The organism is Streptomyces sp. NPDC000594 (assembly GCF_040299965.1).
Lineage (GTDB): Bacteria > Actinomycetota > Actinomycetes > Streptomycetales > Streptomycetaceae > Streptomyces.
In genome coordinates this window covers 159,702-179,720 of sequence record NZ_JBEPCY010000001.1, presented here as the reverse complement: position 1 = coordinate 179,720, position 20,019 = coordinate 159,702, and the positions used below count along the sequence as shown (strand labels likewise).

18 protein-coding genes are annotated in these 20,019 nt (G+C 73.8%); 5 read left to right on the top strand and 13 right to left on the bottom strand.

Annotation, left to right across the window (positions count from 1 at the left end; genetic code table 11):
- Positions 1 to 144: 144 nt before the first annotated feature.
- Both ABT354_RS00475 and ABT354_RS00470 read right to left on the bottom strand, forming a co-directional pair.
- Positions 145 to 1,458 carry a cytochrome P450 gene (locus ABT354_RS00475; RefSeq protein ID WP_351486885.1) on the bottom strand — a complete coding sequence of 438 codons (1,314 nt, stop codon included), beginning with the start codon at positions 1,456 to 1,458 and terminating at the stop codon, positions 145 to 147.
- Positions 1,459 to 1,537: 79 nt separating this feature from the next.
- Complete coding sequence (locus tag ABT354_RS00470; RefSeq protein ID WP_351486882.1) at positions 1,538 to 2,584, bottom strand: PDR/VanB family oxidoreductase; 1,047 nt, start codon at positions 2,582 to 2,584, stop codon at positions 1,538 to 1,540.
- A 260-nt stretch (positions 2,585 to 2,844) separates the two neighbouring features.
- Here ABT354_RS00470 and ABT354_RS00465 point away from each other — a divergent pair, with 260 nt between their 5' ends.
- Positions 2,845 to 3,534: a TetR/AcrR family transcriptional regulator gene (locus ABT354_RS00465; protein ID WP_351486879.1), complete on the top strand. Its 690-nt coding sequence runs from the start codon at positions 2,845 to 2,847 to the stop codon at positions 3,532 to 3,534.
- 40 nt (positions 3,535 to 3,574) lie between these two features.
- Here ABT354_RS00465 and ABT354_RS00460 read toward each other — a convergent pair whose 3' ends face one another.
- Together ABT354_RS00460 and ABT354_RS00455 are read right to left on the bottom strand one after the other, a co-directional pair.
- Positions 3,575 to 4,249 carry an ABC transporter permease gene (locus tag ABT354_RS00460; protein WP_351486876.1) on the bottom strand — a complete coding sequence of 225 codons (675 nt, stop codon included), beginning with the start codon at positions 4,247 to 4,249 and terminating at the stop codon, positions 3,575 to 3,577.
- 72 nt (positions 4,250 to 4,321) lie between these two features.
- Positions 4,322 to 5,356 (bottom strand): medium chain dehydrogenase/reductase family protein, encoded by a 1,035-nt coding sequence (locus ABT354_RS00455; protein WP_351486874.1) that lies wholly within the window; start codon positions 5,354 to 5,356, stop codon positions 4,322 to 4,324.
- A 119-nt stretch (positions 5,357 to 5,475) separates the two neighbouring features.
- Between ABT354_RS00455 and ABT354_RS00450 the strand changes: the two genes are divergently transcribed.
- The 3 genes from ABT354_RS00450 (at position 5,476) to ABT354_RS00440 (ending at position 9,540) form a co-directional block, all read left to right on the top strand.
- Complete coding sequence (locus ABT354_RS00450) at positions 5,476 to 6,045, top strand: TetR/AcrR family transcriptional regulator (protein ID WP_351486872.1); 570 nt, start codon at positions 5,476 to 5,478, stop codon at positions 6,043 to 6,045.
- 257 nt (positions 6,046 to 6,302) lie between these two features.
- Complete coding sequence (locus tag ABT354_RS00445; protein WP_351486869.1) at positions 6,303 to 8,579, top strand: ATP-binding protein; 2,277 nt, start codon at positions 6,303 to 6,305, stop codon at positions 8,577 to 8,579.
- Positions 8,580 to 8,616: 37 nt separating this feature from the next.
- Positions 8,617 to 9,540: an SDR family oxidoreductase gene (locus ABT354_RS00440; protein ID WP_351486866.1), complete on the top strand. Its 924-nt coding sequence runs from the start codon at positions 8,617 to 8,619 to the stop codon at positions 9,538 to 9,540.
- Between the two features lie 18 nt (positions 9,541 to 9,558).
- On the opposite strand, the gene ABT354_RS00435 is transcribed toward ABT354_RS00440, so the two are convergent.
- The 3 genes from ABT354_RS00435 to ABT354_RS00425 form a co-directional block, all read right to left on the bottom strand.
- On the bottom strand, positions 9,559 to 10,797 hold the full coding sequence (locus tag ABT354_RS00435; RefSeq protein WP_351486864.1) for a cytochrome P450 family protein: 1,239 nt from the start codon (positions 10,795 to 10,797) through the stop codon (positions 9,559 to 9,561).
- 109 nt (positions 10,798 to 10,906) lie between these two features.
- A complete protein-coding gene (gene cynS / locus ABT354_RS00430) occupies positions 10,907 to 11,377 on the bottom strand; it encodes a cyanase (RefSeq protein WP_351486861.1) in 471 nt (156 codons plus the stop codon).
- A gap of 57 nt (positions 11,378 to 11,434) precedes the next feature.
- On the bottom strand, positions 11,435 to 12,073 hold the full coding sequence (locus tag ABT354_RS00425) for a carbonic anhydrase (protein WP_351486858.1): 639 nt from the start codon (positions 12,071 to 12,073) through the stop codon (positions 11,435 to 11,437).
- A 136-nt stretch (positions 12,074 to 12,209) separates the two neighbouring features.
- On the opposite strand from ABT354_RS00425, the gene ABT354_RS00420 reads away from it, so the two are divergent.
- Positions 12,210 to 13,199 carry a LysR substrate-binding domain-containing protein gene (locus ABT354_RS00420; RefSeq protein WP_351486856.1) on the top strand — a complete coding sequence of 330 codons (990 nt, stop codon included), beginning with the start codon at positions 12,210 to 12,212 and terminating at the stop codon, positions 13,197 to 13,199.
- Here the strand turns inward: ABT354_RS00420 and mnhG are convergent.
- Genes mnhG through ABT354_RS00390 form a run of 6 tightly spaced genes read right to left on the bottom strand, consistent with a single transcriptional unit; the run spans position 13,166 to position 19,846 of the window.
- Positions 13,166 to 13,591, bottom strand: coding sequence for a monovalent cation/H(+) antiporter subunit G (gene mnhG / locus ABT354_RS00415; protein ID WP_351486853.1), 426 nt, complete (start codon positions 13,589 to 13,591; stop codon positions 13,166 to 13,168). The two genes, ABT354_RS00420 and mnhG, sit on opposite strands and share 34 nt — an antisense overlap.
- Positions 13,588 to 13,962 (bottom strand): MrpF/PhaF family protein, encoded by a 375-nt coding sequence (locus tag ABT354_RS00410; RefSeq protein WP_351486850.1) that lies wholly within the window; start codon positions 13,960 to 13,962, stop codon positions 13,588 to 13,590. Before ABT354_RS00410 ends, mnhG begins: the two co-directional genes overlap by 4 nt.
- Positions 13,959 to 14,576 (bottom strand): Na+/H+ antiporter subunit E, encoded by a 618-nt coding sequence (locus ABT354_RS00405; RefSeq protein WP_351486847.1) that lies wholly within the window; start codon positions 14,574 to 14,576, stop codon positions 13,959 to 13,961. The genes ABT354_RS00410 and ABT354_RS00405 overlap by 4 nt, the downstream gene beginning before the upstream one ends.
- Before the next feature lie 7 nt (positions 14,577 to 14,583).
- Positions 14,584 to 16,239 (bottom strand): Na+/H+ antiporter subunit D, encoded by a 1,656-nt coding sequence (locus tag ABT354_RS00400; protein WP_351486845.1) that lies wholly within the window; start codon positions 16,237 to 16,239, stop codon positions 14,584 to 14,586.
- Positions 16,236 to 16,922: a Na(+)/H(+) antiporter subunit C gene (locus tag ABT354_RS00395; RefSeq protein ID WP_351486842.1), complete on the bottom strand. Its 687-nt coding sequence runs from the start codon at positions 16,920 to 16,922 to the stop codon at positions 16,236 to 16,238. The genes ABT354_RS00400 and ABT354_RS00395 overlap by 4 nt, the downstream gene beginning before the upstream one ends.
- The gene (locus tag ABT354_RS00390; protein WP_351486840.1) at positions 16,919 to 19,846 is read right to left on the bottom strand and encodes a Na+/H+ antiporter subunit A; all 2,928 of its coding nucleotides are present in this window, start codon (positions 19,844 to 19,846) and stop codon (positions 16,919 to 16,921) included. The genes ABT354_RS00395 and ABT354_RS00390 overlap by 4 nt, the downstream gene beginning before the upstream one ends.
- Between the last annotated feature and the right edge of the window lie 173 nt (positions 19,847 to 20,019).

The window sequence follows — 20,019 nt, the reverse complement described above, 5'->3', positions numbered from 1 at the left end:
CGCCCGACCGGTCGACACCCCGGCGGCGGTGGACCCCGGGGGGATCCGGTGGGTCTCCCGGTGGCCCAGGTGGTCCAGGCGGCCCCGGAACGTACTCCTCCGGCCGCACCGCGCCGGAGTTTACACTGTTCACATCGGCCGTGTTCACACCGTATACTCCTCGATAGTGCGAGGCAAACACCCAGACGGAATCGAACTGACATTCTGTTCGCTCCCGGCGAGGCGGACCCGCACCGGGACCGAATCCCAGGACCGCAGCGTGTTGTTGAGCCGGCGCCGGGCGGGCCCGGCGGGCTCCAGCGTCTCCACCCGCCGCACCAGCGCGGTGAGCAGACACTCGGCCTCCAGCCGGGCCAGGCTCTGGCCGACGCACTGATGGATCCCGAAGCCGAAGCCGAGATGGCCCGAGGGGTCCCGGGTGATGTCGAAGGTGTCGGGGTCCGGCCAGCGCCTCGGGTCGCGGTTGGCGGCGCCGAGGAAGAGCAGGACCTTCGATCCGTCGGGCACCACCGAACCCCCCACCCGCACCTCGCCGGTGGCGGTCCGGAAGAAGGTCTGCACCGGTGACGCCCAGCGCACCGCCTCGTCGAACGCCGCCCGTGCCAGGGAGGGTTCGGCGCGCAGCCGCCGCCACTGGTCGGGGTGGGTGGCGAGCGCCTGGAGCAGGGCGGCGAGCGCGTGCACCGTGGTGTTGACCCCGGCGGCGAAGAGGGAGCGGACCACCAGGGGTGCCTGACGGGGGGTGATCTCACCCCGGTCGGCGGCCGCCCAGATCCGTGCCCCGAACCCGTCGCCCTCCCCGGCATAGGTCTCCCGGGTGCAGTGGTCGCTCACCCAGGCCGACAGCGCCCGGGCGTGCGGGGCTCCCCGGGAGACCAGATCATTGCGCGGCCCGAAGGCGTTGAGCAGGAAGTCGCTGAAGGGCAGCAGATGTTCGCGTCCCTCGTCGGGGATGCCCAGGGCGTCGGGGAAGACCCGCAGCGGGTACGCCTCCGCCAGCGAGGGCACGGCGTCGAAGGTGACGGAGGAGCCCGGCGGGCCGGTCAGCAGCCGGTCGACCGTCTCCTCCGCCACCTCGGCCCAGCGGGCGCGCAACCGGCGCTGCGCGGCGGGGCCGAGCAGCTCCGCCAGGACCCAGCGCGGGGCGTCGTGGTGGGGCGGGTCGGCCTCCAGGAGCACGCTCAGCGAGCGCCAGGGCTTCTCGGTGCGGAAGTTCGACAGCCCGACGCCCGCTCCGGAGGCGAGGCCCTGCCAGTCGCGCAGCGCGGCGCGCACCTCGGCGTACCGGCCGGTCGCATAGACGTCGTGGGTGCTCAGCCGCACCAGCGGACCGGCGTCGCGCAGCGCGGTGTCGAAGGACAGGGGGTCGGTCAGCACCTCGGGGCCGAAGGGGTCCTGGTCCAGGACGGGGAGCGGGCGGGACGTGGACCCGTGGGCGGTGCCGCTGGTCTCGGTCATCGGTGAACGGCCTCCAGGTGGGGGACGGCCGGCGCGGGGGCCGGGGACGCGACGGACAGCGACGGGTGTACGGGCCGGCTCACAGGTCCAGGACCAGCCGTTCGCCGCGCGAGCGGGAGACGCAGGGGTACATCCGGTCGCCGGTCGCCCGTTCCGCGTCGGTGAGCAGGGCGTCCCGGTGGTCGACCGCGCCCGCGAGGACGGTGGTCTCGCAGGTGCCGCAGGTGCCCTCCCCGCAGGAGGAGAGGAGATCCGCCCCGGCGGTGCGCAGCGCCTCCAGCACGGTGGTGCCGGGCGGGACGGTGACGGTGGCGCCGGTACGGGCGAGAACCACCTCGAAGGGGGCGTCCCGTACCGGCGTCTCCCGCTCCGGGGCGGTGAACCGCTCGGTCCGCAGGGTGTACGGGGGCCAGTGCGCCGAGGCCGCCGCGACGGCGTCGAGCAGCCCGGCGGGGCCGCAGCAGTAGATCCGTACGCCCTCCCGGACCGTGCCGAGCCAGGTGGGCAGAGTGGGCCGGCCGCACTCGTCCTCCGGGACCAGGGTGACCCGGTCGCCGTGGGCGGCGAGTTCGCCGAGGAAGGCCATCGCGGCGCGGCGGCGTCCCCCGTACACGAGGTGCCACTCCGCGCCGGTCAGCCGGGCCTGATGGATCATCGGCAGCAGCGGGGTGATGCCGATGCCGCCCGCGAGGAAGAGATAGCGGTCCGAGGGGACCAGCGGGAAGGTGTTGCGCGGGCGCTTGGCGCCGACGCGGTCGCCCACCCGGATCCGGTCGTGGATCAGGGCCGAGCCGCCCCGGCCGGCGGGTTCGCGGAGCACGGCGATCCGGTAGGAGTGGGGGTCCCAGCGGTCCCCGCAGAGGGAGTACGAGCGGATCAGCCCGCCGGGCAGGACGAGGTCGAGATGGGCTCCGGGGGTCCAGTCGGGCAGCCGCGCCCCGTCGGGGTGGGCGAGCCGGAGGACGGCCACGCCGTCGGCGGCGCGCTCCTTCGCCGTCACGCGCAGGGTCAGCTCCCGGGACGCCGGGCCGACTTCGGCCCCGGCGCCGGTCTCGGTCCCGGCTCCGGCTCCGGCTCCGGCTCCGGCTCCGGCCTCAGTCTCGCTCTCGCTCTCGGCGAGCTTCATGGGACAGCACTCCCCCGTCGACGCGCCACCCGGGTGGCTCCGGTCCCCGGTCGTGTGCCGCCCGGGGGCGTGGACGGCCGGTCTCCGGGGCCGACCGCCGTCGCCTCCCACGCTTCCATGGCACCGGGCCCGCGTCTTCTCGCGGCGTGCTCAAAGCGGCCCGGCGGCACGGGCGGTACGGAGCGGAACGCCCGGGTGGTGGTGATACCGCGCCCCACCGATGTTCACGCTGTACACTGCCTCGGGAGGTAGTGCCGACTATGGTCAGTGACACGCGCTCGTACCACCATGGCGATCTGCGCTCCGCGCTGGTGGAGGCCGGGCTGCGGCTCGCGCGGGACGGCGGCTCCCAGGCGCTCGGGCTGCGGTCGGTCACCCGCTCCGTCGGGGTCTCCCCGAATGCGGCGTACCGTCACTTCGCCGACTGGCAGACCCTGGTCCTCGCGGTCGCCGTCGAGGCACAGGACCTCCTCGCCCGTGCCATGCGGCTGCGGATGGACGCGATGGCCGACGACCCGGCCGAGCCCGCCGAGGGGGCCGGCCCGGGCGAGCCCGTAGAGGGTGCCGAGGGTGCCGAGAGCGTCGGCCCGGGCGAGCGGGCGCTGCGGCGGCTGCGGGGTGTCGGGCTCGGCTACATCCACTTCGCCCTGTCCGAGCCCGGCTGGTTCGAGCTGGCCATCCTCACCCTCAACGACCCCGACCGCGCGGACGCCGTCGCGGACCGGGTGGCTCCCCCGTACCAACTGCTCCTCGACGCGCTGGACGAGGCGGTCGACACCGGGGCGCTCCCCGCCCGGCGGCGGAGCGACGCCGAGTGGGTGTGCTGGTCCGCCGTGCACGGCTTCGCCGACCTCGCCACCCGGGGGCCGCTGCGGCGACAGGACCGCGAGACCGTGGACCGGCTGGCGGAGCATGTCGTGAACACCGTCATCGAGGACCTCCGCCGCTGATCGCCCCACCCCTGATCCCGCCGGGGCCGGTCCCCGGGGCTCAGGCCGCCGGAACTCGGGCCGCCACCGGGTGCGGTACGAGGGCGGCGGCCCGGCGCCGGGGTTCCAGCGCCGCCGCGACGAGATAGCTCCCGCCGCCGGCGAGCGCGAGGGCCGCGTACAGACCCGGCCGGTCGAGGAAGAGCGCGGCGGTCGAGGTGAGCGCGAGCCAGCAGCCCAGGCCGTACTGGAGCAGGTCCCGGTGGACGGCGCCGCCCGCGAGATAGAGCAGGCCGACGACGAGTCCGGAGGCGGCCGGCCACATCAGGGTGTGCACCACCCCCTCGTCCAGCGCACCGCTTAGGGCGGTGATCAGAAGGAAGAGCGAGCCGAACCCGACCGCCCAGCCGCCGGTGAGCAGATGCGCGGTGAGCGCCGCCCCGCCGGTGACCCCGCGCCCGGCCCTGGCCGCGACCGCGCCGGTGGTGACGGTGGCCGCCAGCAACCCGCCCACCAGCAGGAACTGAGGGAGCGCCGACGGCATCGGCACCAGGGGATCGGCGCCGTGCGCGAGGGCGGCGGCGCCATGGCCGATCAGCCAGGCGAGGCCGAACGCGAGATAGGACGGCCGGTTGTCGAGGACGGCACCGCCCCCGGCGGCGGCTCGCGCGCCGGGGAGTAGATCGTGGCCACCGGGCGCGGCGGCGTCACGGGCGGCGGGAACGGTGGCGGTCATGGTGGATTCCTCACGGGAGGGAGCGGAAGGGACAAGCAGGGCCCGGCGCGGAGAGGCGGCGGGGGCGGGGGGTCACGGTGTGAGCACGACCTTGCCGCTGACCGTGCCGGACTCGGCGAGCCGCATCGCGTCCGCGACCCGGTCCAGGGGCAGTTCGGCGGCGACCCGCGCGGTGATCTCGCCCTGCCGCAGAGCCTCGAAGACCTGCCCCAGATCGGCCCGCGTCCGCGCCCGGAAGCGCTCCTTGGCGAAGGCCCGGCCGCCCCAGACGTTGTAGAAGAAGGCACGGCGCCCATTGGGCAGCGCGTGCCACAGCCACACCTTCGCGAGGATCTTCAGCACCGGCCACCGCTGGGATCCGGTGTCGTCCCGGGTGGCGGCCGTGCCGTACGCGACCAGGGTGCCCCCTGGCGCCAGCAGCCGCCAGGAGTCGGTGACACTGCGCCCGCCGACATGGTCGAAGACCGCGTCCACCCCGCCCGGCGCCAGCTCCCGCACCCGGGCGGGGACATCCTCGGTCCGGTAGTCGACGGGGAACACCCCCTGCTCCAGCAGCGCGTCGTGGTGGCGGTCCGACGCGGTGCCGATCACCTTCGCCCCGGCGCTGAGCGCCAGCTGGACCAGCAGGGTCCCCACACCGCCGTTGGCGCCGTGGACCAGGACCGTCCGCCCCGCCCCGATCCGCGCCCTGCGATGCAGCATCTGCCAGGCGGTGATGCCGTTGACGACGGCGGTCTCGGCCTCGGCGGCGCCCAGCCCCTCGGGCACCGGCACGGTGTCGGCGGCGTCCAGCAGGACATGGCTGGCCCAGCTCCCGGTCTTGGTCAGCGCGGCCACCCGGGTCCCCAGCAGCTCCGGACCGACCCCGGGACCCACCGCGTCCACCGTGCCCACCAGGTCGTACCCCGGGACGAAGGGGAAGGGCGGCTGATCGTAGTAGCGGCCCCGCCGCATCTGCTGCTCCGCGAAGGAGACTCCGGTCGCCTCCATCGCCACGACCAGCTGTCCGGCTCCGGGCACCGGGACCGGCACCCGGCGCAGCCGCAGGCCCTCGGGCTCCACGGTGCCGGGCAGCACCACCTCCAGGCGTTCGACGACGGTACTCATGACGACCTCCGCTACTCGGTATCGCTGTTGTGAGAAGTTATAACCACCCCTTCGTCAATGCGTCAACCGCTCGCCATGGTGATACCTTGTAACGAACAGAGAGCGGTCAGGAGCGGAACATGACGGAGACCGGGGCGACCCCCCGCGAGCGGTACCGGAACCAGATCCGGGCGGAGGTGAAGCAGCTCGCCTGGGAGCGGATCGCGGCGGACGGCGCCTCGGCGCTCTCCCTCAACGCCATCGCCAAGAAGATGGGCATGAGCGGTCCCGCCCTCTATCGCTACTTCGCCGGGCGGGACGAGCTGATCACCGAGCTGATCCGGGACGCCTATCGCAGCCTCGCCGACACCTTCCACGAGGCGGCCGGCGCCGGGGCGGATCTCGCGGGGCTGGCCCGCGCCCTGCGCGGCTGGGCGCTCGCCGACCCGCACCGCTATCTGCTCATCTACGGCACCCCCGTACCCGGCTATCGCGCACCGAGGGAGACCACCGAGATCGCCGACGAGATCATGAAGATCCTGCTGGAGACCGGCGGCGCGGCGGGGGTAGCGGATCCCTTCGCCACGGCCATGGCCTTCTGGACCCGGCTGCACGGGGTGCTGTCGCTCGAACTCGCGGGCCATTTCGGTGGCATGGAGCTGGATCCGGAAGCGCTCTTCACGGCCGAGGCCGCCACACTCGGCCGCTGAATCCGGCCCCGGCGGCGCTTATGCGGGCACCCCGGCCGCCGGGGCGGGCCGTCCACCAACTCCCCGTGCCTGCGGGCCCGTTGACACCCCCAAGTGTGAGTGTTTGAGTACTCACACATCAAGGTTCCGTCTCTCTCTGCCGGATAGGCGCGCTGCTGTTGTCTTTCCAGTGCGAGTGAGTGAGCGACCACACCCTGTACCCCTGTACGAGGGCCGGCGCGGCACACCGGCCCCCGGCACCACGGTGGAGGAAGGCCATGGGAAGGATCGGTGGAACCGTGCACCAGGCCGGTGGAACCGTGCACCGGGTCGGCGGCGACCGGCTGCGGGCCAGGCTCACGGCGGCGCGGGAGCGGGCGTTCGTGGGCCGGGAGCCGGAGACGGCCCACTTCCGCGCGATGCTCGCCGGGGCACCGGACACACCCCCGGTGCTCTTCGTGCACGGGGCCCCCGGCATCGGCAAGTCCGCGCTGCTGCGGCGGTTCGCCCAGGAGGCGACCACGGCGGGACGGCCGGTGCTCCGCCTGGACCTGGACCGGGACCCGAGCCTCGACCGGGACCGGGACCTGAGCCTGGGCCCGGACCCGGCCCCGGCCCACCCGGCGGCGGACTTCGGGCGGGCCGCCGCCGGGGCGCTCGACCTGCCGGACGCGGTGCTGCTCATCGACGCCGCCGACCGGTGCGGACGGCCGGCGGAGTGGCTGTGGGAACAGTTCCTGCCGGAGCTGCCGGTGGGCGCCGTCGCCGTGCTCGCCGGGCGCACCGCCCCGGACACCCGCTGGACGGCGGAGTGCGGCTGGGCGGACCATCTCACGGTGCGGCGGCTCGGCCCGCTCCCCCCGGCGGACGCCCTGGCCCATCTGCGCCGCCGGGGCGTCCCGGCCGCCGCCCACCACGCCGTACTGGAGTTCACGGGCGGCCATCCGCTGGCGCTCTCCCTCACCGCCCCCCGGGCGCGGTCCGGCGGGACCCCGGGGACCGGCTGGACCCCCGGCCAAGAGGTGATCGCCGCACTGCTCCCCCGGCTGATCGGCGACCCGCCGTCCCCGCCGCACCGCCGGGCCCTCGATGTGTGCGGGCTCGCGCCCCACATCTCCGAGGATCTGCTGCACGCCCTGTTCGGGGAGCGGGCGCCGGAGCTGTTCGCCTGGCTGCGCGCCCAGCCGTACCTGGAGCCGTCCGCCGCCGGGCTCCACCCGCAGCACGCGGTACGGGCGGCCCTGGCGGCGGATCTGCGCTGGCGCGACCCCGAGGGGTACCGCGCCCTCCACGAACGGCTGCACGACCACTTCCTGGGACGGCTGCGGCGGACACCGGCCGCGCGGCTCGGCCCCACCGTGGCCGCGCTGGAGTATCTGTACCGCCCCGGCCACCATCCCGACGACGACGGGGAGCGGAACCCGGCTCCGGTCGAGGAGTCCCTCCGTGGCCCCGGCGACCGGGCGGCCGTGCTGGAGCTGGCCCGGGCCGTGGAGGGCGCCGCCGTCGCGGAGATCGTCCGGCGGTGGCTGGAGCACCGCCCCGCCGCCTTCCGTGTCCAACGCCGGGCCCACGGCGGACCGGTCGTCTCCTTCACCACCACCCTGTGGCTGGACGGCGACAACGGCGACGACGAGGAGAGCGGGGCCGACAAGGACAGCGGGGACGGCGGGGCGGAGGACGGCTCCGCCTTCGACCCCGTGGTCGCCGCCGTGCGCCGGTACGCCCGCCGGCACGCTCCGGTGCGGCGCGGGGAACGGATCGCGGTCAGCCGGTTCTTCGTCCACCCCGGCCTCCCCCACCGGCCCTCGTCCCCCCTCTCCCCGGCCCACCGGCGGGCGCTGACCGGGGCCTGGCTCCATCTCGACCGGCTCGCCCTCCATGTGGTGGTGCACCGGGACGACCCCTGCCGGAACGGCCCCCTGGCGGAGTACGGCCTGCTCCCGGCCGGGGACCCGGTCCGGGTCGGCGCCCGGGAGTACCGGCTGTTCGCCCGCGACCACCGCGCCGGGCCGGTGACCGTGCGTCCGGCCGTGTCCCCGCCCCCACCGCCTCCGGCGGGCCCTTCCCCCGACGGCGACAGCGGTGTCCCCGGGACCGGGACCGGGCACGTCGTTCTCTCCCGTACCGAGTTCGGGACCGCCGTACGGGAGGCGCTGAAGTCCCTCGGTTCACCCGGGGAGTTACGGTGCAACCCGCTGGCACGCAGCCGGGTCGTCGCCGTGTACGGGGGTGATCTGACCCGGGCCCTGCTGGGCGCGGCCGAGCGGCTCCCCGACGAACGGGGCGGTGAGCGCCGCCACCGTGCCTTCACCGCCACCTACGCCCACCGCCGCCCCGCCCCCCAACAGGCCGTCGCCGCCCGCCTCGGCCTCCCCTTCAGTACCTATCGCCGCCATCTCCGGGAGGCCGTGGACCGGATCACCCACCGGCTCTGGGAGCAGGAGCTGAACGGAGCGCTGCGGCCGGGACACGGCGGGACACGGTCGGTAAGTGCGCCGTCCGAAACCGCCGTTGACCACGGTGCGCCGGAGTGCCTCCCCGTCGGTATGTGATCGTTGTCGGACGGATCCGTCGAGAGGAGTGCATGTCATGGCGATACTGGTGACCGGTGCGACAGGGAATGTGGGACGGCATGTGCTCACCCGGCTCACCGGGGCCGGACAGGAGGTCCGCGCGCTGACCCGCCGGCCCGGGAGCGTCGCACCGGCCCCCGGGGTACGGGTCGTCGAGGGCGATCTCACCCGCCCCGGGAGTCTCCCGCCCGCGCTGGAGGGCGTACGGACCATGCTGCTCTTCCCGGTCGGGGAGGCCGTGGACGAGGTGGTCTCGCTCGCGGTGGAGGCCGGTGTCCGCCGTGTCGTGGTGCTCTCCTCCGCCGCCGTCACCGCCGGTCACGACCGCGAGTACCACTATCCGGTCGAGCAGGCCGTCGAGCGGTCCGGCCTGGAGTGGACCCATGTCCGGCCCGGGGAGTTCGCGCTGAACTCCCTGCTGCTCTGGGGACCCTCGGTCCGGGCGGAGCGCCGGGTGGTCGATGTCGATCTGGACACCCCCGGCATCCCCATCCATGAACAGGACATCGCCGATGTCATCGCCGACGCCCTGCTGGACGACCGGCACGCCGGGCAGGCGTACAGCATCGCCGGGCCGCAGGAGCTGACCCCCCGCGAGCGGATCGCCGCCATCTCCGCCGCCCTCGGCGAGCCGCTGCGGGTGACGGAGACCGGGCCGGAGGAGGCCAGGGCGTTCTATCGCGCCCAGGGCGGCTGGGCGGCGGAGATGGCCGACTATCTCTTCGGCTTCGAGGACTACGCGGGCGCCACGACCGGTGACGACGGCGACAACGGCGACGGCGACGGCGACGGCGGGACGGAAGAGGGGGCGGAGGCGGACGCGGCGGAGCAGGCCTGGCAGGAGCCCGAGATCCCCTGGCTGACCTCCGCCGATATCACCGGCCGCCCCGCCCGCACCTATGCCGCATGGGCCCGCGACCATGTGGACGACTTCCGCTGAGCCGGCCTCAGGGACGCGTCAGCCGTACAGCAGCACCGGGAAGGACGCGAGGTCGTTCTGCGTGATCACCGGCAGATGGCCGATCTCCTCGGCGGGGACCGCCAGGGCCAGCTCCGGGAACCGCTCGAAGAGCGCGGGCAGCGCCATGGCCGCCTCCAGCCGGGAGAGCCCGGCGCCGGGGCAGAGGTGCGGCCCATGGCCGAAGGAGAGATGCCGCGCCGGGGCGGGCCGGGTGATGTCGAAGGAGTCGGCCCCCGGACCGTGCCGGTCCCGGTCACGGCCGATCGCCCGGTAGGAGACGGCCAGCGCCTCCCCCTCCTCGATGACGAAGCCGTCGATGTCGATGTCCTCGGTGGCGAACCGCATCAGCACATGGGAGGTCGGGGGGTCCCAGCGCAGGGTCTCCTCCACCACCGCCTCCCAGGGGACCCGGCCGTCGAGGACCTGCCGCAGCTGGTCGGGGTGGGTGAGCAGCGCCCGTACCGCGCTCAGCAGGAGGGCGACGGTGCTCTCGTGCCCGGCGGCGACCAGCACCTGGAGATTGCCGGTCGCCTCCTCCTGGGTCAGCGGTTCGCCCGCGCCGTCCGGGAGGAGGAGTGCGCTGGTGAGATCGGCGGCCGGGCGTGCGGCCCGCTCCCGTACCAGGGCGGTGAAGATCTCCTCCAGCTCGCCGATGACCGCCCGCCGTTCGTCCGGCGAGGTCTGGGTGGAGAAGAAGGTACGCCAGAGGCGCAGCTGATGCGGGATGGCGCCGGGGTCCACCCCCAGCAGCGCGCAGACGACGCCCATGGGCAGCGGCTGGGCGAAGGTCTCCTTGAGGTTCACCCGGCCGTCGGGGCCCGCCTCTCCGGCCGTGCGCTCCAGGCATCCGTCGATGAGTTCCTGGATGACCGGGCGCACTTCGGTGAGCTGCCGGGGGGTGAGGGCCTGGGTCATCCTCGCCCGCAGTCTGCGGTGTTCGGGTCCGTCCTTGCCGAGCAGGGAGGTCCGGGTGTCGACCATGCCGATCAGCGGCCACTCCCAGGTGACCGCGCCGGACCGCCAGAGCCGCCAGGCGTCGATGTCCTTGACCAGCCGGGGATCGGTGAGCAGCTGCCGGGCCTGCTCGTGCCGGGTGACGGTCCAGGCGGGGACCCCCATCAGATCGATCCGGACGAACGGGCCCCGTGCGCGGAGGTGTTCGGTCTCCCCGTCGAGATCGCGGACCAGGGGGTCGAGCCGGAGGGCGGACGGGTGCGGCGGCGAGGTTTCGGTCACGAGGGCTCCGCTCGTACGGGGATGGGGCCGGACGGGCGTACCGTCCCGGGCAGGGTATCCCCCCTGTCCAGGACGGTCGACGGCGCCACCGACGTACCGTGGCGGCAGGTCAGAAGGGCTTGGTCGGCAGGTACTTGCCGTCCAGGGTGATGACGGCGCGCTCGCCGCCCTCGGGGTCGGCGACCTTCCGTACGTCCAGCTTGAAGTTGATCGCGCTGATGATGCCGTCCCCGAACTGCTCGTGGATCAGGGCCTTCAGGGTGGTGCCGTAGACCTGGAGCATCTCGTGGAAGCGGTAGATGGTCGGGTCGGTGGGGACGGCGCCGGGGGCGGTGCCGCGCACCGGGACGGTACGGAGCAGGGTCACGGCGTCGTCGTCCAGGCCGAGCAGGTCGGCGACGGCCCGGGCGGACGTCTCCGGGAGGGGGTGCTGTCCGAGGACGGCGGCGGTGACGAAGGCGACCGACAGGCCGGCCGCGTCGGCGATCCGCTGCCAGGTCAGATCCTTGCGGATCTTGGCCTCGACGGCGGTGACGGCGAGCGCCTGGCGGGCGGCGGGGTCGAGCTGTGCGTGGACCATGAGAGGTTTCCTTTCGGTGGGCCGTTCCCCTCTGCGGGAGCGGCTTCGGGGGGTGGGTCAGGCCGCGAGGGCGGCGGTGGCGTTCCGGTCGGCGGGCCGCGTGCCCGGAACCGACGACACGGGGTCGAGCACCTCGACCGTGCCGTCGGGGATCGAGTACACCCAGCCGTGCAGGGTGACGGTGCCCCCGGCGAGGGCGCGGGCCACCGAGGGATGGGTGGCGAGGTTGGCCAGCTGGGCGAGGACGTTCTCCCGTACCAGGGCGTCCACCCGCCCGGCGCCGCTGCCGGTGGTGCCCGCGCGGGCCCGGGAGGCGTCCGCGTGCCGCAGCCAGTCGGCGACGGCGGGGGCGGCGCTCAGATCGTGCTCCTCGGCGAGCGCGGTCATGGCGCCGCAGGCGGAGTGCCCGCACACCACGACGGAGCGCACACCCAGGACGGCGACCGCGTACTCGATGCTCGCGGCCACTCCGTCGGAGCCGGGTGTATGGGCCGGGACGAGATTTCCGGCGGTCCGGACGACGAACAGCTCGCCCGGCTCGCTCTGGGTGATCAGTTCCGGCACCACCCGGGCGTCGGAGCAGCTGATGAAGAGCGTCGTGGGCCGGTGGACGGTGGCCAGCTCGGCGAAAAGCTCCGCCCGGGCCGGGTAGGCGTCCTGCCGGAATCGGGCGACGCCTTCGATGAGGTCGCGCACGGGTCACTCCCTTCGATGGCTTCCGGCCCGGTGGGGCCGACGGGATCCACCATGCATGACCTGTACCTATAGCGTCCAAGACGTAGTAACCATGACTTCTATCGATGTCATCTATACCTCCGTCTACACTGGAGTCATGGCCCTGGAACTGCGTCATCTGCGCTATCTGCTCGCGGTCGCCGAGCACGCCAACTTCACCCGCGCCGCCGAGGGGCTGCGGATCTCCCAGCCGACCCTGTCCCAGCAGATCAAGCAGTTGGAACGGACGGTCGGGGCGCAACTGCTCGACCGGGGCGGACGGACGGTGAGCCTCACGGACGCCGGGGAGATCTACGCCCGGCACGCCCGTGGCGCGCTCCGGGACCTGGCCGCGGCCGAGCGGGCCGTCCTGGACGTCGCCGATCTCTCCCGGGGTCATCTGCGGCTGGCCGTCACCCCGACCTTCACCGCCTATCTCGTCGGTCCGCTCACCGCCGAACTCCACAGCCGTCACCCCGGGATCACCCTGGAGGTCCGGGAGATGTCCCAGGACCGCATCGAGGCGGGGCTCGCGGCGGACGGGATCGATCTCGGTATCGCCTTCGACGGCCCGCACCCGCCGGGTATCGCCGCGACGCCGCTGTTCCTGGAGAGCCTCGGCCTGGTCGTCGGCGCCGGATCCACCGCGACGGATGCCGAGTCCGACGGGACGGGTGCCGGATCCGCCGGGGCCGGCGCCCGCCCCGGGCCGCCCGCGCCGCTGCCGGTGCCGCTGCCGGTACGCGAGCTGGCCTCGTACCGACTGGCGCTGCTCAGTGACGCCTTCGCCACCCGTGGGTACATCGACGCCTACTTCGCCGCGCACGGGGTCCGGCCGAGGATCGTGGTCCAGGCGGACTCCCTCCAGGCCCTCACCGAGATCGTGCGGCGCACCGGGCTGGCCACGGTGCTGCCCGATGCCATCACCCATGACCATCCGCTGCTGACGCCGGTCCCGCTGGAGCCGGCCCTGCCCCGGCGTACGGTCGTCCTGCTCCAGCGGGACGGCGGCTACCGGAGCGCCGCCGCCCGCGCCTTCGCCCGGCTGACCGAGGAGGTCGTCCGCCGGCGCGGCTATCCCCGGCCCGGCCCGCCCCCGGCCCCCTGAGTTCTGCCGCCGTCCCCCTGGGGTCCGCCGCCGTCACCCCGGGGTCCGGCGCTGAGTTGCTCGTCCAGCTCGTCGAAGAGCAGCCCCGCCCGCCCGACATGGCCGGTGCGGTACGCCACCCGGGCCACCAGATGGGCGGCGACCGGGCCGGTCAGCAGCTGGAAGAAGCCGACCAGGCCGAGGGTGCCGAGGTCGATGCCGCTGCGGAGCCGCAGCGCCACCCCGAAGAGCACCAGCAGCATGCCGAGCGACTGGGGGTTGGTCGCGGCATGGCTCCGGGAGAGCACATCGGGCAGCCGCAGCATGCCGATCGCGCCCAGCAGGCTGACGGCCGCGCCGAGGAGGAGCAGGACCGCTCCGGCGGTGTCGGCCGTCTGCTCCCAGCCGCTCATCCGCTCCTCCCCTCGGCGGAACCGGAACCGGAACCGGGCCCGTAGCCAGAACCGGAACCGGAACCGCTGGGGTGCTCCGGGGTGTCCGGCGCACGGTCGCGGACCGCGATGAAGCGGGCGATGCCGACCGAGCCCGTGAACCCGAGGAAGGCCACCACCAGCATGATCGGAAAGTAGTAGGCGTCCCGGGTGAAGGCGGACCGCACCCCGATCCCCGCGATCATGAGCGCGGCGATGACATCGAGGGCCATCGCCCGGTCCAGCATCGAGGGGCCGCGCCAGAGCCGGTAGACCACCAGCGCCCCGGCGACCAGGATCATCACCGCGGCGGCGGTCAGCAGCGCCTCGTCCACGGTACGGGCCACGCTCACCGCCCGCCCTCCCCGGGCCGCTCCCCGGGCCGGGGCTCCCGCCGTACCCGGGCGATCTCCTCGCGGTCGCCGAAGGCGCGTACCGTCAACTCCTCCATCCGCCATACCGACCGGCGGGCACGGTCCGCCGCGTCCGGGTCGTCGGCCTCCAGGATATGGACGAAGAGGGTGGCGTTGGCGCGGCGTACCTCCACCACCGAGCCGTCGGGGACATTGGAGACGGCGACCGCGACCGCGGTGAGCATCAGATCGGTGCGGCAGCGCAGCGGGACCGCGAGCACGGCCGCCCGGTAGGGCCTGCTGTCGAACATCTGCCGGGCCACCTTCACCCCGGAGGTGTACATGTCCACGAGCAGATGGACCACCAGCCGGGCGATGCCCAGCGGATGGAGCCGGAGCCGGATGTCAACCAACGGCAGGGGGAAGGCCAGACAGAGGACCACGGCCACCACGAAGCCATTGACCACATTGGCCCAGCTGGCGTTCCCCCACAGCAGGACCCAGATGACGGTGAGCCAGGCGAGCAGCGGCAGATCCAGGACCCGCCGCCGGCGGCCCACCACGGCGCAGCTGTACGGCGGAAGGTCCGGGGCGCGGAAGCGGAAGGAGATCATGGGGGTGTCACCGGCCGAGCACCGCCTCGATATAGGGGGAACGTTCCAGGAGTTCGGCCGCCGCCCGGTCGGTGAGCGAGGTGAAGGGGTCGCCCAGCACCGTATAGGCGAGGGAGAGCAGCACCAGGGCCGCCGTCGCCCAGGTCATGGTGGACGGCGGCCGGTCGGTGGTGGTCGTGATGGTCCGGCCGAAGAGGGTGGCGGTCACCGCCTGTCCGGCGGGCTGGCCCCGGGAGGGGCCGGTGGCGCGGGCGGCCCGGGGGTCCATGTCCCCCGCGCCGTCGCCGCAGTCGTCATGGCTGTCCCGCTCCTCCAGGACGGTGCCGCGGGCCGGCCCCTCCGGTGGCGCGGTCCGCCAGAAGGCGAGGTTCCAGACCTTGGCCATGACATACAGCGTGATCAGGCTGGTGAGGGTGGCGGCGGCGACCAGGGTGTACGCCCAGGCATCGGCCCCGGCGACACCGGCCCGCAGCAGTTGCAGCTTGCCGATGAAGCCCGACATGGGCGGGATCCCGGCCAGATTCAGCGCGGGGAGGAAGAAGAGGGCGGCGAGCAGGGGGGCGGCCCGGGCGAGGCCGCCGATCCGGGTCAGTTCGGTGGTCCCGGAGCGCCGTTCGACCAGCCCGGCGACGAGGAAGAGGGCGGTCTGCACGGTGATGTGGTGGACGACATAGACGATGGCGCCACCGATCCCGTCGCGGGAGCCCAGCCCGATCCCGAAGATCATGTAGCCGATATGGCTGATCAGGACGAAGGAGAGCACCCGTTTCAGATCGGTCTGGGCCACCGCGCCGAGCACCCCGACCAGCAGTGAGGCGAAGGCGGCGGCCAGCAGCAGATGGCCCAGCCGGTTGCCGGGGAAGAGCAGGGTCTCAGTGCGGAGCATCCCGTACACCCCGACCTTGGTGAGCAGTCCGGCGAAGACGGCCGTGACCGGGGCGGGCGCGGTGGGGTACGAGTCCGGCAGCCAGGCCGCCAGCGGGAAGACGGCCGCCTTCACCGCGAACACGGTCAGCAGCATGGTCTCCAGCAGGGTGCGTACCCCGAGGGGGAGTTCCGCCAGGCGCACCGCGAGCTGGGCGAAGTTGACGGTGCCCGCCGCCGCGTAGGCCAGGGCGACGGCGGTGAAGAAGATCATGGACGAGACCAGGGAGACGACGACATAGGTCGAACCGGCCCGCAGCCGCGATGCGGTGCCGCCGAGGGTCAGCAGGACGAAGCTGGACACCAGCATGATCTCGAAGCCGACATAGAGGTTGACCAGGTCACCGGCGAGGAAGATGCAGGAGACGCCGGAGACGAGGATCAGATAGGCCGGGTGGAAGACGGCGATGGGGGTGCGGTCGTCCCGGTCGGCCATGCCCTGTCCGAGGGAGTAGACCAGGACGCAGAGGGTCACCGCCGAGGAGACGGTGAGCATCAGCCCGGCGAGCCGGTCCGCGACCAGGGTGATCCCGAGCGGCGGTGCGAAGTCCCCGAGATGGACGACGAGCGGGCCCCGGGTGTCGGCGGCGATCAGCAGGGTCACCGAGAGGGCCAGGACGGCGGCGAGGACGACCACACTGACGATCCGCTGGGCGCGCGGGAAGCGGAGGCCCAGGGCGAGTTCGAAGCCGGTCGCGAGGAGGGGCAGCAGGACGGGGAGTGGTACGAGAGCGTTCATCGGGGGCCTTCCTCGGGGTGGGGCCGTCCGTCGCGCCCGCCGGTTCCGCGGGACCGGCCCTCACGGCCCTCACGGCCTGCCCGGTCCTGGCGGCCTTCCCGGCCGTCCGGGTCCTCGCGGTCCTCGCGGTCCTCCGGGTCCTCGCCGAGGATGTCGTTCCACAGATCGCCCGACGCGTCCCGGGCCCGTGCCTGGAGGGCGCGGTCCTCGCGGAGCACGGTCCGCAGCCGCCGCCGTTCGAGCCGGTACTCGGCCCGGTCCCCCTCGGGCCCGCGCCCCCGGGGGCCATGGCGTTCCCGCAGCGCCGCCCGCTGCTCCTGGACCTCGGCACGGAGCGCGACCCGGCGGTCCTCGATGTCGTCCTGGACCTCGTCCGTCCCGGTGACGCGCTGGCCGCGATAGGCCATCGCCAGCAGGAACGCCGTGGTGGCCAGCGTGATGACAATGGCGGTGAGCGCGATGGCCTGCGGCAGCGGATCGGTCACCCGGGACAGTTCGACCCCCGGGTAGAGCAGCGGGGCGAGCCCGGCGGCACCGCCCGCGCTCAGCATCAGCAGATTGATGCCGTTGCCGAGCACCACAGCGCCGATCAGGATCCGGCTGAGCGCGCGCATCAGCAGCAGCACCCCGCCCACGGCACACAGCACCCCCGCCGTCACCAGCAGACTGAGGCTGACGGTCATCGGCCGCCCCCCGCTCCCGCGGCCTCGCGCTCCGCCGCCTCCCGCTCGATCTGACGGTCCACCCGGGCGCCGAGCGCCCGCACGATGTCCAGGACCACCCCCAGCACCAGCAGATAGACACCCGCGTCGAAGAGGACCGGCGTACCGATATGGACCGCACCGAGGACCGGCCAGTGACCCTCGTACGCGAAGGCGTGCAGCGCGGTCCCCTCGAAGAGCCCCAGCAGGGCGACGCCCGAGGAGAGACAGAGACCGAGGCCGGTGAAGAGCCCGGGGTGGCCGGGGGCCGCCTCGCCCAGTTCGTACCGGCCGCCCGCGAGATAGCGCGCCATCATCGCGACGCCCGCCACCAGCCCGCCGACGAAGCCGCCGCCCGGCAGATTCTCCGCGCAGAACAGCAGATAGACGGAGAGGACCAGGATGGGGTGGAAGACCAGCCGGGCCACCACCTCGAAGACCACCGAGCGGTACTCGGGGGCGAGGGTCCGCCCGGCGGCGAGCCAGGTGCGCTCGGGGGCGTTGTCGTCGGGGGCGGGTACGGGGGTGACGGTGCCGGTCCCGAACGACCAGGCGGTACGCCCGGTCTGCGGGACGGCTCCGGCGGGGGCGACGGTGGCGGTCTCGTACGCGGAGTCGTCGGGCGACCCGGTGCGGCGGTGGAAGTAGATCAGGCTGGTCACCCCCACGGCGGCGACGGCGAGCACGGCCGACTCGCCGAGGGTGTCCCAGGCCCGGAACTCCACCAGGATCGTCGCCACCACGTCCTTCACCCCGTGGTGGGCGGTCTCGTACACCAGGGCCCGGCCCGCCGGGTCGGCCCGGCGGGCGGCGGCCACCACCCAGAGCACCAGGGAGACGGCCGCCGCGGCGGCGAGCGCCAGCGGCACCCGGACCAGCAGCCTCCACCGGCTGATGGTCTCCTGGAAGTACACCGGCATCCGCCGCATGACCAGCACGAACACCAGCAGTGACACCGTCTCCACACAGAACTGGGTGAGCGCCAGATCGGGGGCGCCCTGCACCACGAAGAGCAGGGCCGTGCCGTATCCGGTCAGCCCCGCCATCACCACGGCCTTCATCCGGCGGCGGACCTGGAGACAGAGCAGCGCCGCCCCGCAGGTGAGGAGGGCGATGGCGCCCTGTACGGGCGAGTCCCAGAGCCGGGGCGGCTCGGCGCCGTGCCAGGGCCGGTCCACCACCAGCACCGTGAGCTGTCCCGCGAGCAGCACCAGCAGCAGGGTGGCCAGGTAGACGGGGAGCGATCCGCGCTGGAAGAAGCCGGTGACCTGGAGCGCGAGCCGTTCGAGCCCCAGCAGTCCGAGGCCGAAGACCCGGTCGGCGGTGGGCCAGGCCACCCGCCGGGAGAGCCGTACCACCGGGCCGCGCGCCAGGAAGAGCGCCAGACCGCCCGTCCAGGCGAGCCCGGAGAGCAGCAGCGCGGTGCCGAGTCCGTGCCAGAGCGAGAGGCGGTACGGGTGGGCGGGGGCCGGGAAGGCGTCGGCGTACGCCCCCAGCAGCCCGTTCAGCCACACCACTCCGGGTCCCAGCAGCACACAGCCCGCCGCGAGCACCGCGGGCGGTCCGAGGAAGGCGGCGCCGACCCGGTGGACGGGGGTGTCCGCGAGACCGGGTTTACGGGCGAACGCGCCCCACAGGAAGCGGAGGGTGTACGCGGTGGTCAGCGCCGACCCGGCGACACAGACGGCCAGGGTCCACCGCTCGGCCGCGCTCCCCTGCTCCAGCGCGGTGAACGCCGCCTCCTTGGCGGCGAAGCCGAGCAGCGGCGGCAGCCCCGCCATCGATGCCCCGGCGATGGCCGCGACCACGGCGACCTGGGGCAGCGCCCGTCCCACTCCGGAGAGTTCGCGCAGGTCACGGCTGCCGGTGGCATGGTCGACGATCCCGGTGACCAGAAAGAGCGGCGCCTTGAAGAGGGCATGGGCGAGGATCATCGCCCCGGCGGCGAGTGCGGTGTCCCGGTGGCCGGCCCCGGCCAGCACGGTGAGAAAGCCGAGCTGGCTGACGGTGCCATAGGCGAGGACCAGCTTCAGATCGTTGAGGCGCAGCGCCCGCCAGCCGCCGAGCAGCATGGTCAGCGCGCCGAGGGTCAGCAGCAGGGGCCGCCACGGCGGGGCGTCGGCGAAGGCGGGGGCCAGCCGGGCGATGAGATAGATGCCCGCCTTGACCATGGCGGCGGCGTGCAGATAGGCGCTGACCGGGGTCGGTGCGGCCATGGCGTTGGGCAGCCAGAGGCTGAACGGCCAGATCGCGGACTTCGACAGGGCGCCCAGCAGGATGAGGACCACGGCCACCGACACGGTGGTGGAGGGCTCGGGAGGGTCGGCGACCAGGGCGGAGATGCGATAGGTGCCCGCCGCCCGCCCCAGCATCAGGAAGCCGACGAGCATCGCCAGCCCGCCGAAGGTGGTCACGGTCAGCGCCTGGAGCGCGGAGCGGCGGTTGCCCTTGCGCTCGCTGCCGTGGCCGATCAGCAGATAGGAGAAGACCGTGGTCAGCTCCCAGAACACATAGAGCAGGACGAGGTCGTCGGCGAGGACAAGACCCAGCATGGCCCCGGCGAACGCCAGCAGATATCCCGCGAACCGGCCGAGCAGGGGGGTGTCGTCGGTGAAGTACCGCACACAGTAGAGCAGCACCAGCGCGCCCACCCCGGCCGCGAGCAGCGTCATCAGCAGCGACAGCGCGTCCAGGCGCAGCGCGAGCCAGACGCCGTAGTCCGGGAGCCAGGCCAGCGACCAGCCCACCGATCCGCCGGACGCGGCGGTGCCCCACTGGGCGGCGGCCCAGGCCGTGGCGGCGGCGGGTGGCAGCGCCAGGACGACGAAGGCCCGGGTGCCGAGCCGCCCGACCAGCGGTCCCGCGCAGGCCGCGAGCAGGAAGTGGCAGAGGATCAGCGCTGCCATACGGCCCCGTGCACGCGGGGGCCTCGGCGGGCGGATCCCCGTCCGCCGCCGACGGCGTTCGCGACAAGAGGGACAACAGGCATGGACGTATTGCTATAAGCCTCCGCGCGTCTTGGGGCTCCGGCACGCCGATGACCCGCCGACGGGCCCCCCGCCGGCCCAGTGCCCGGCCG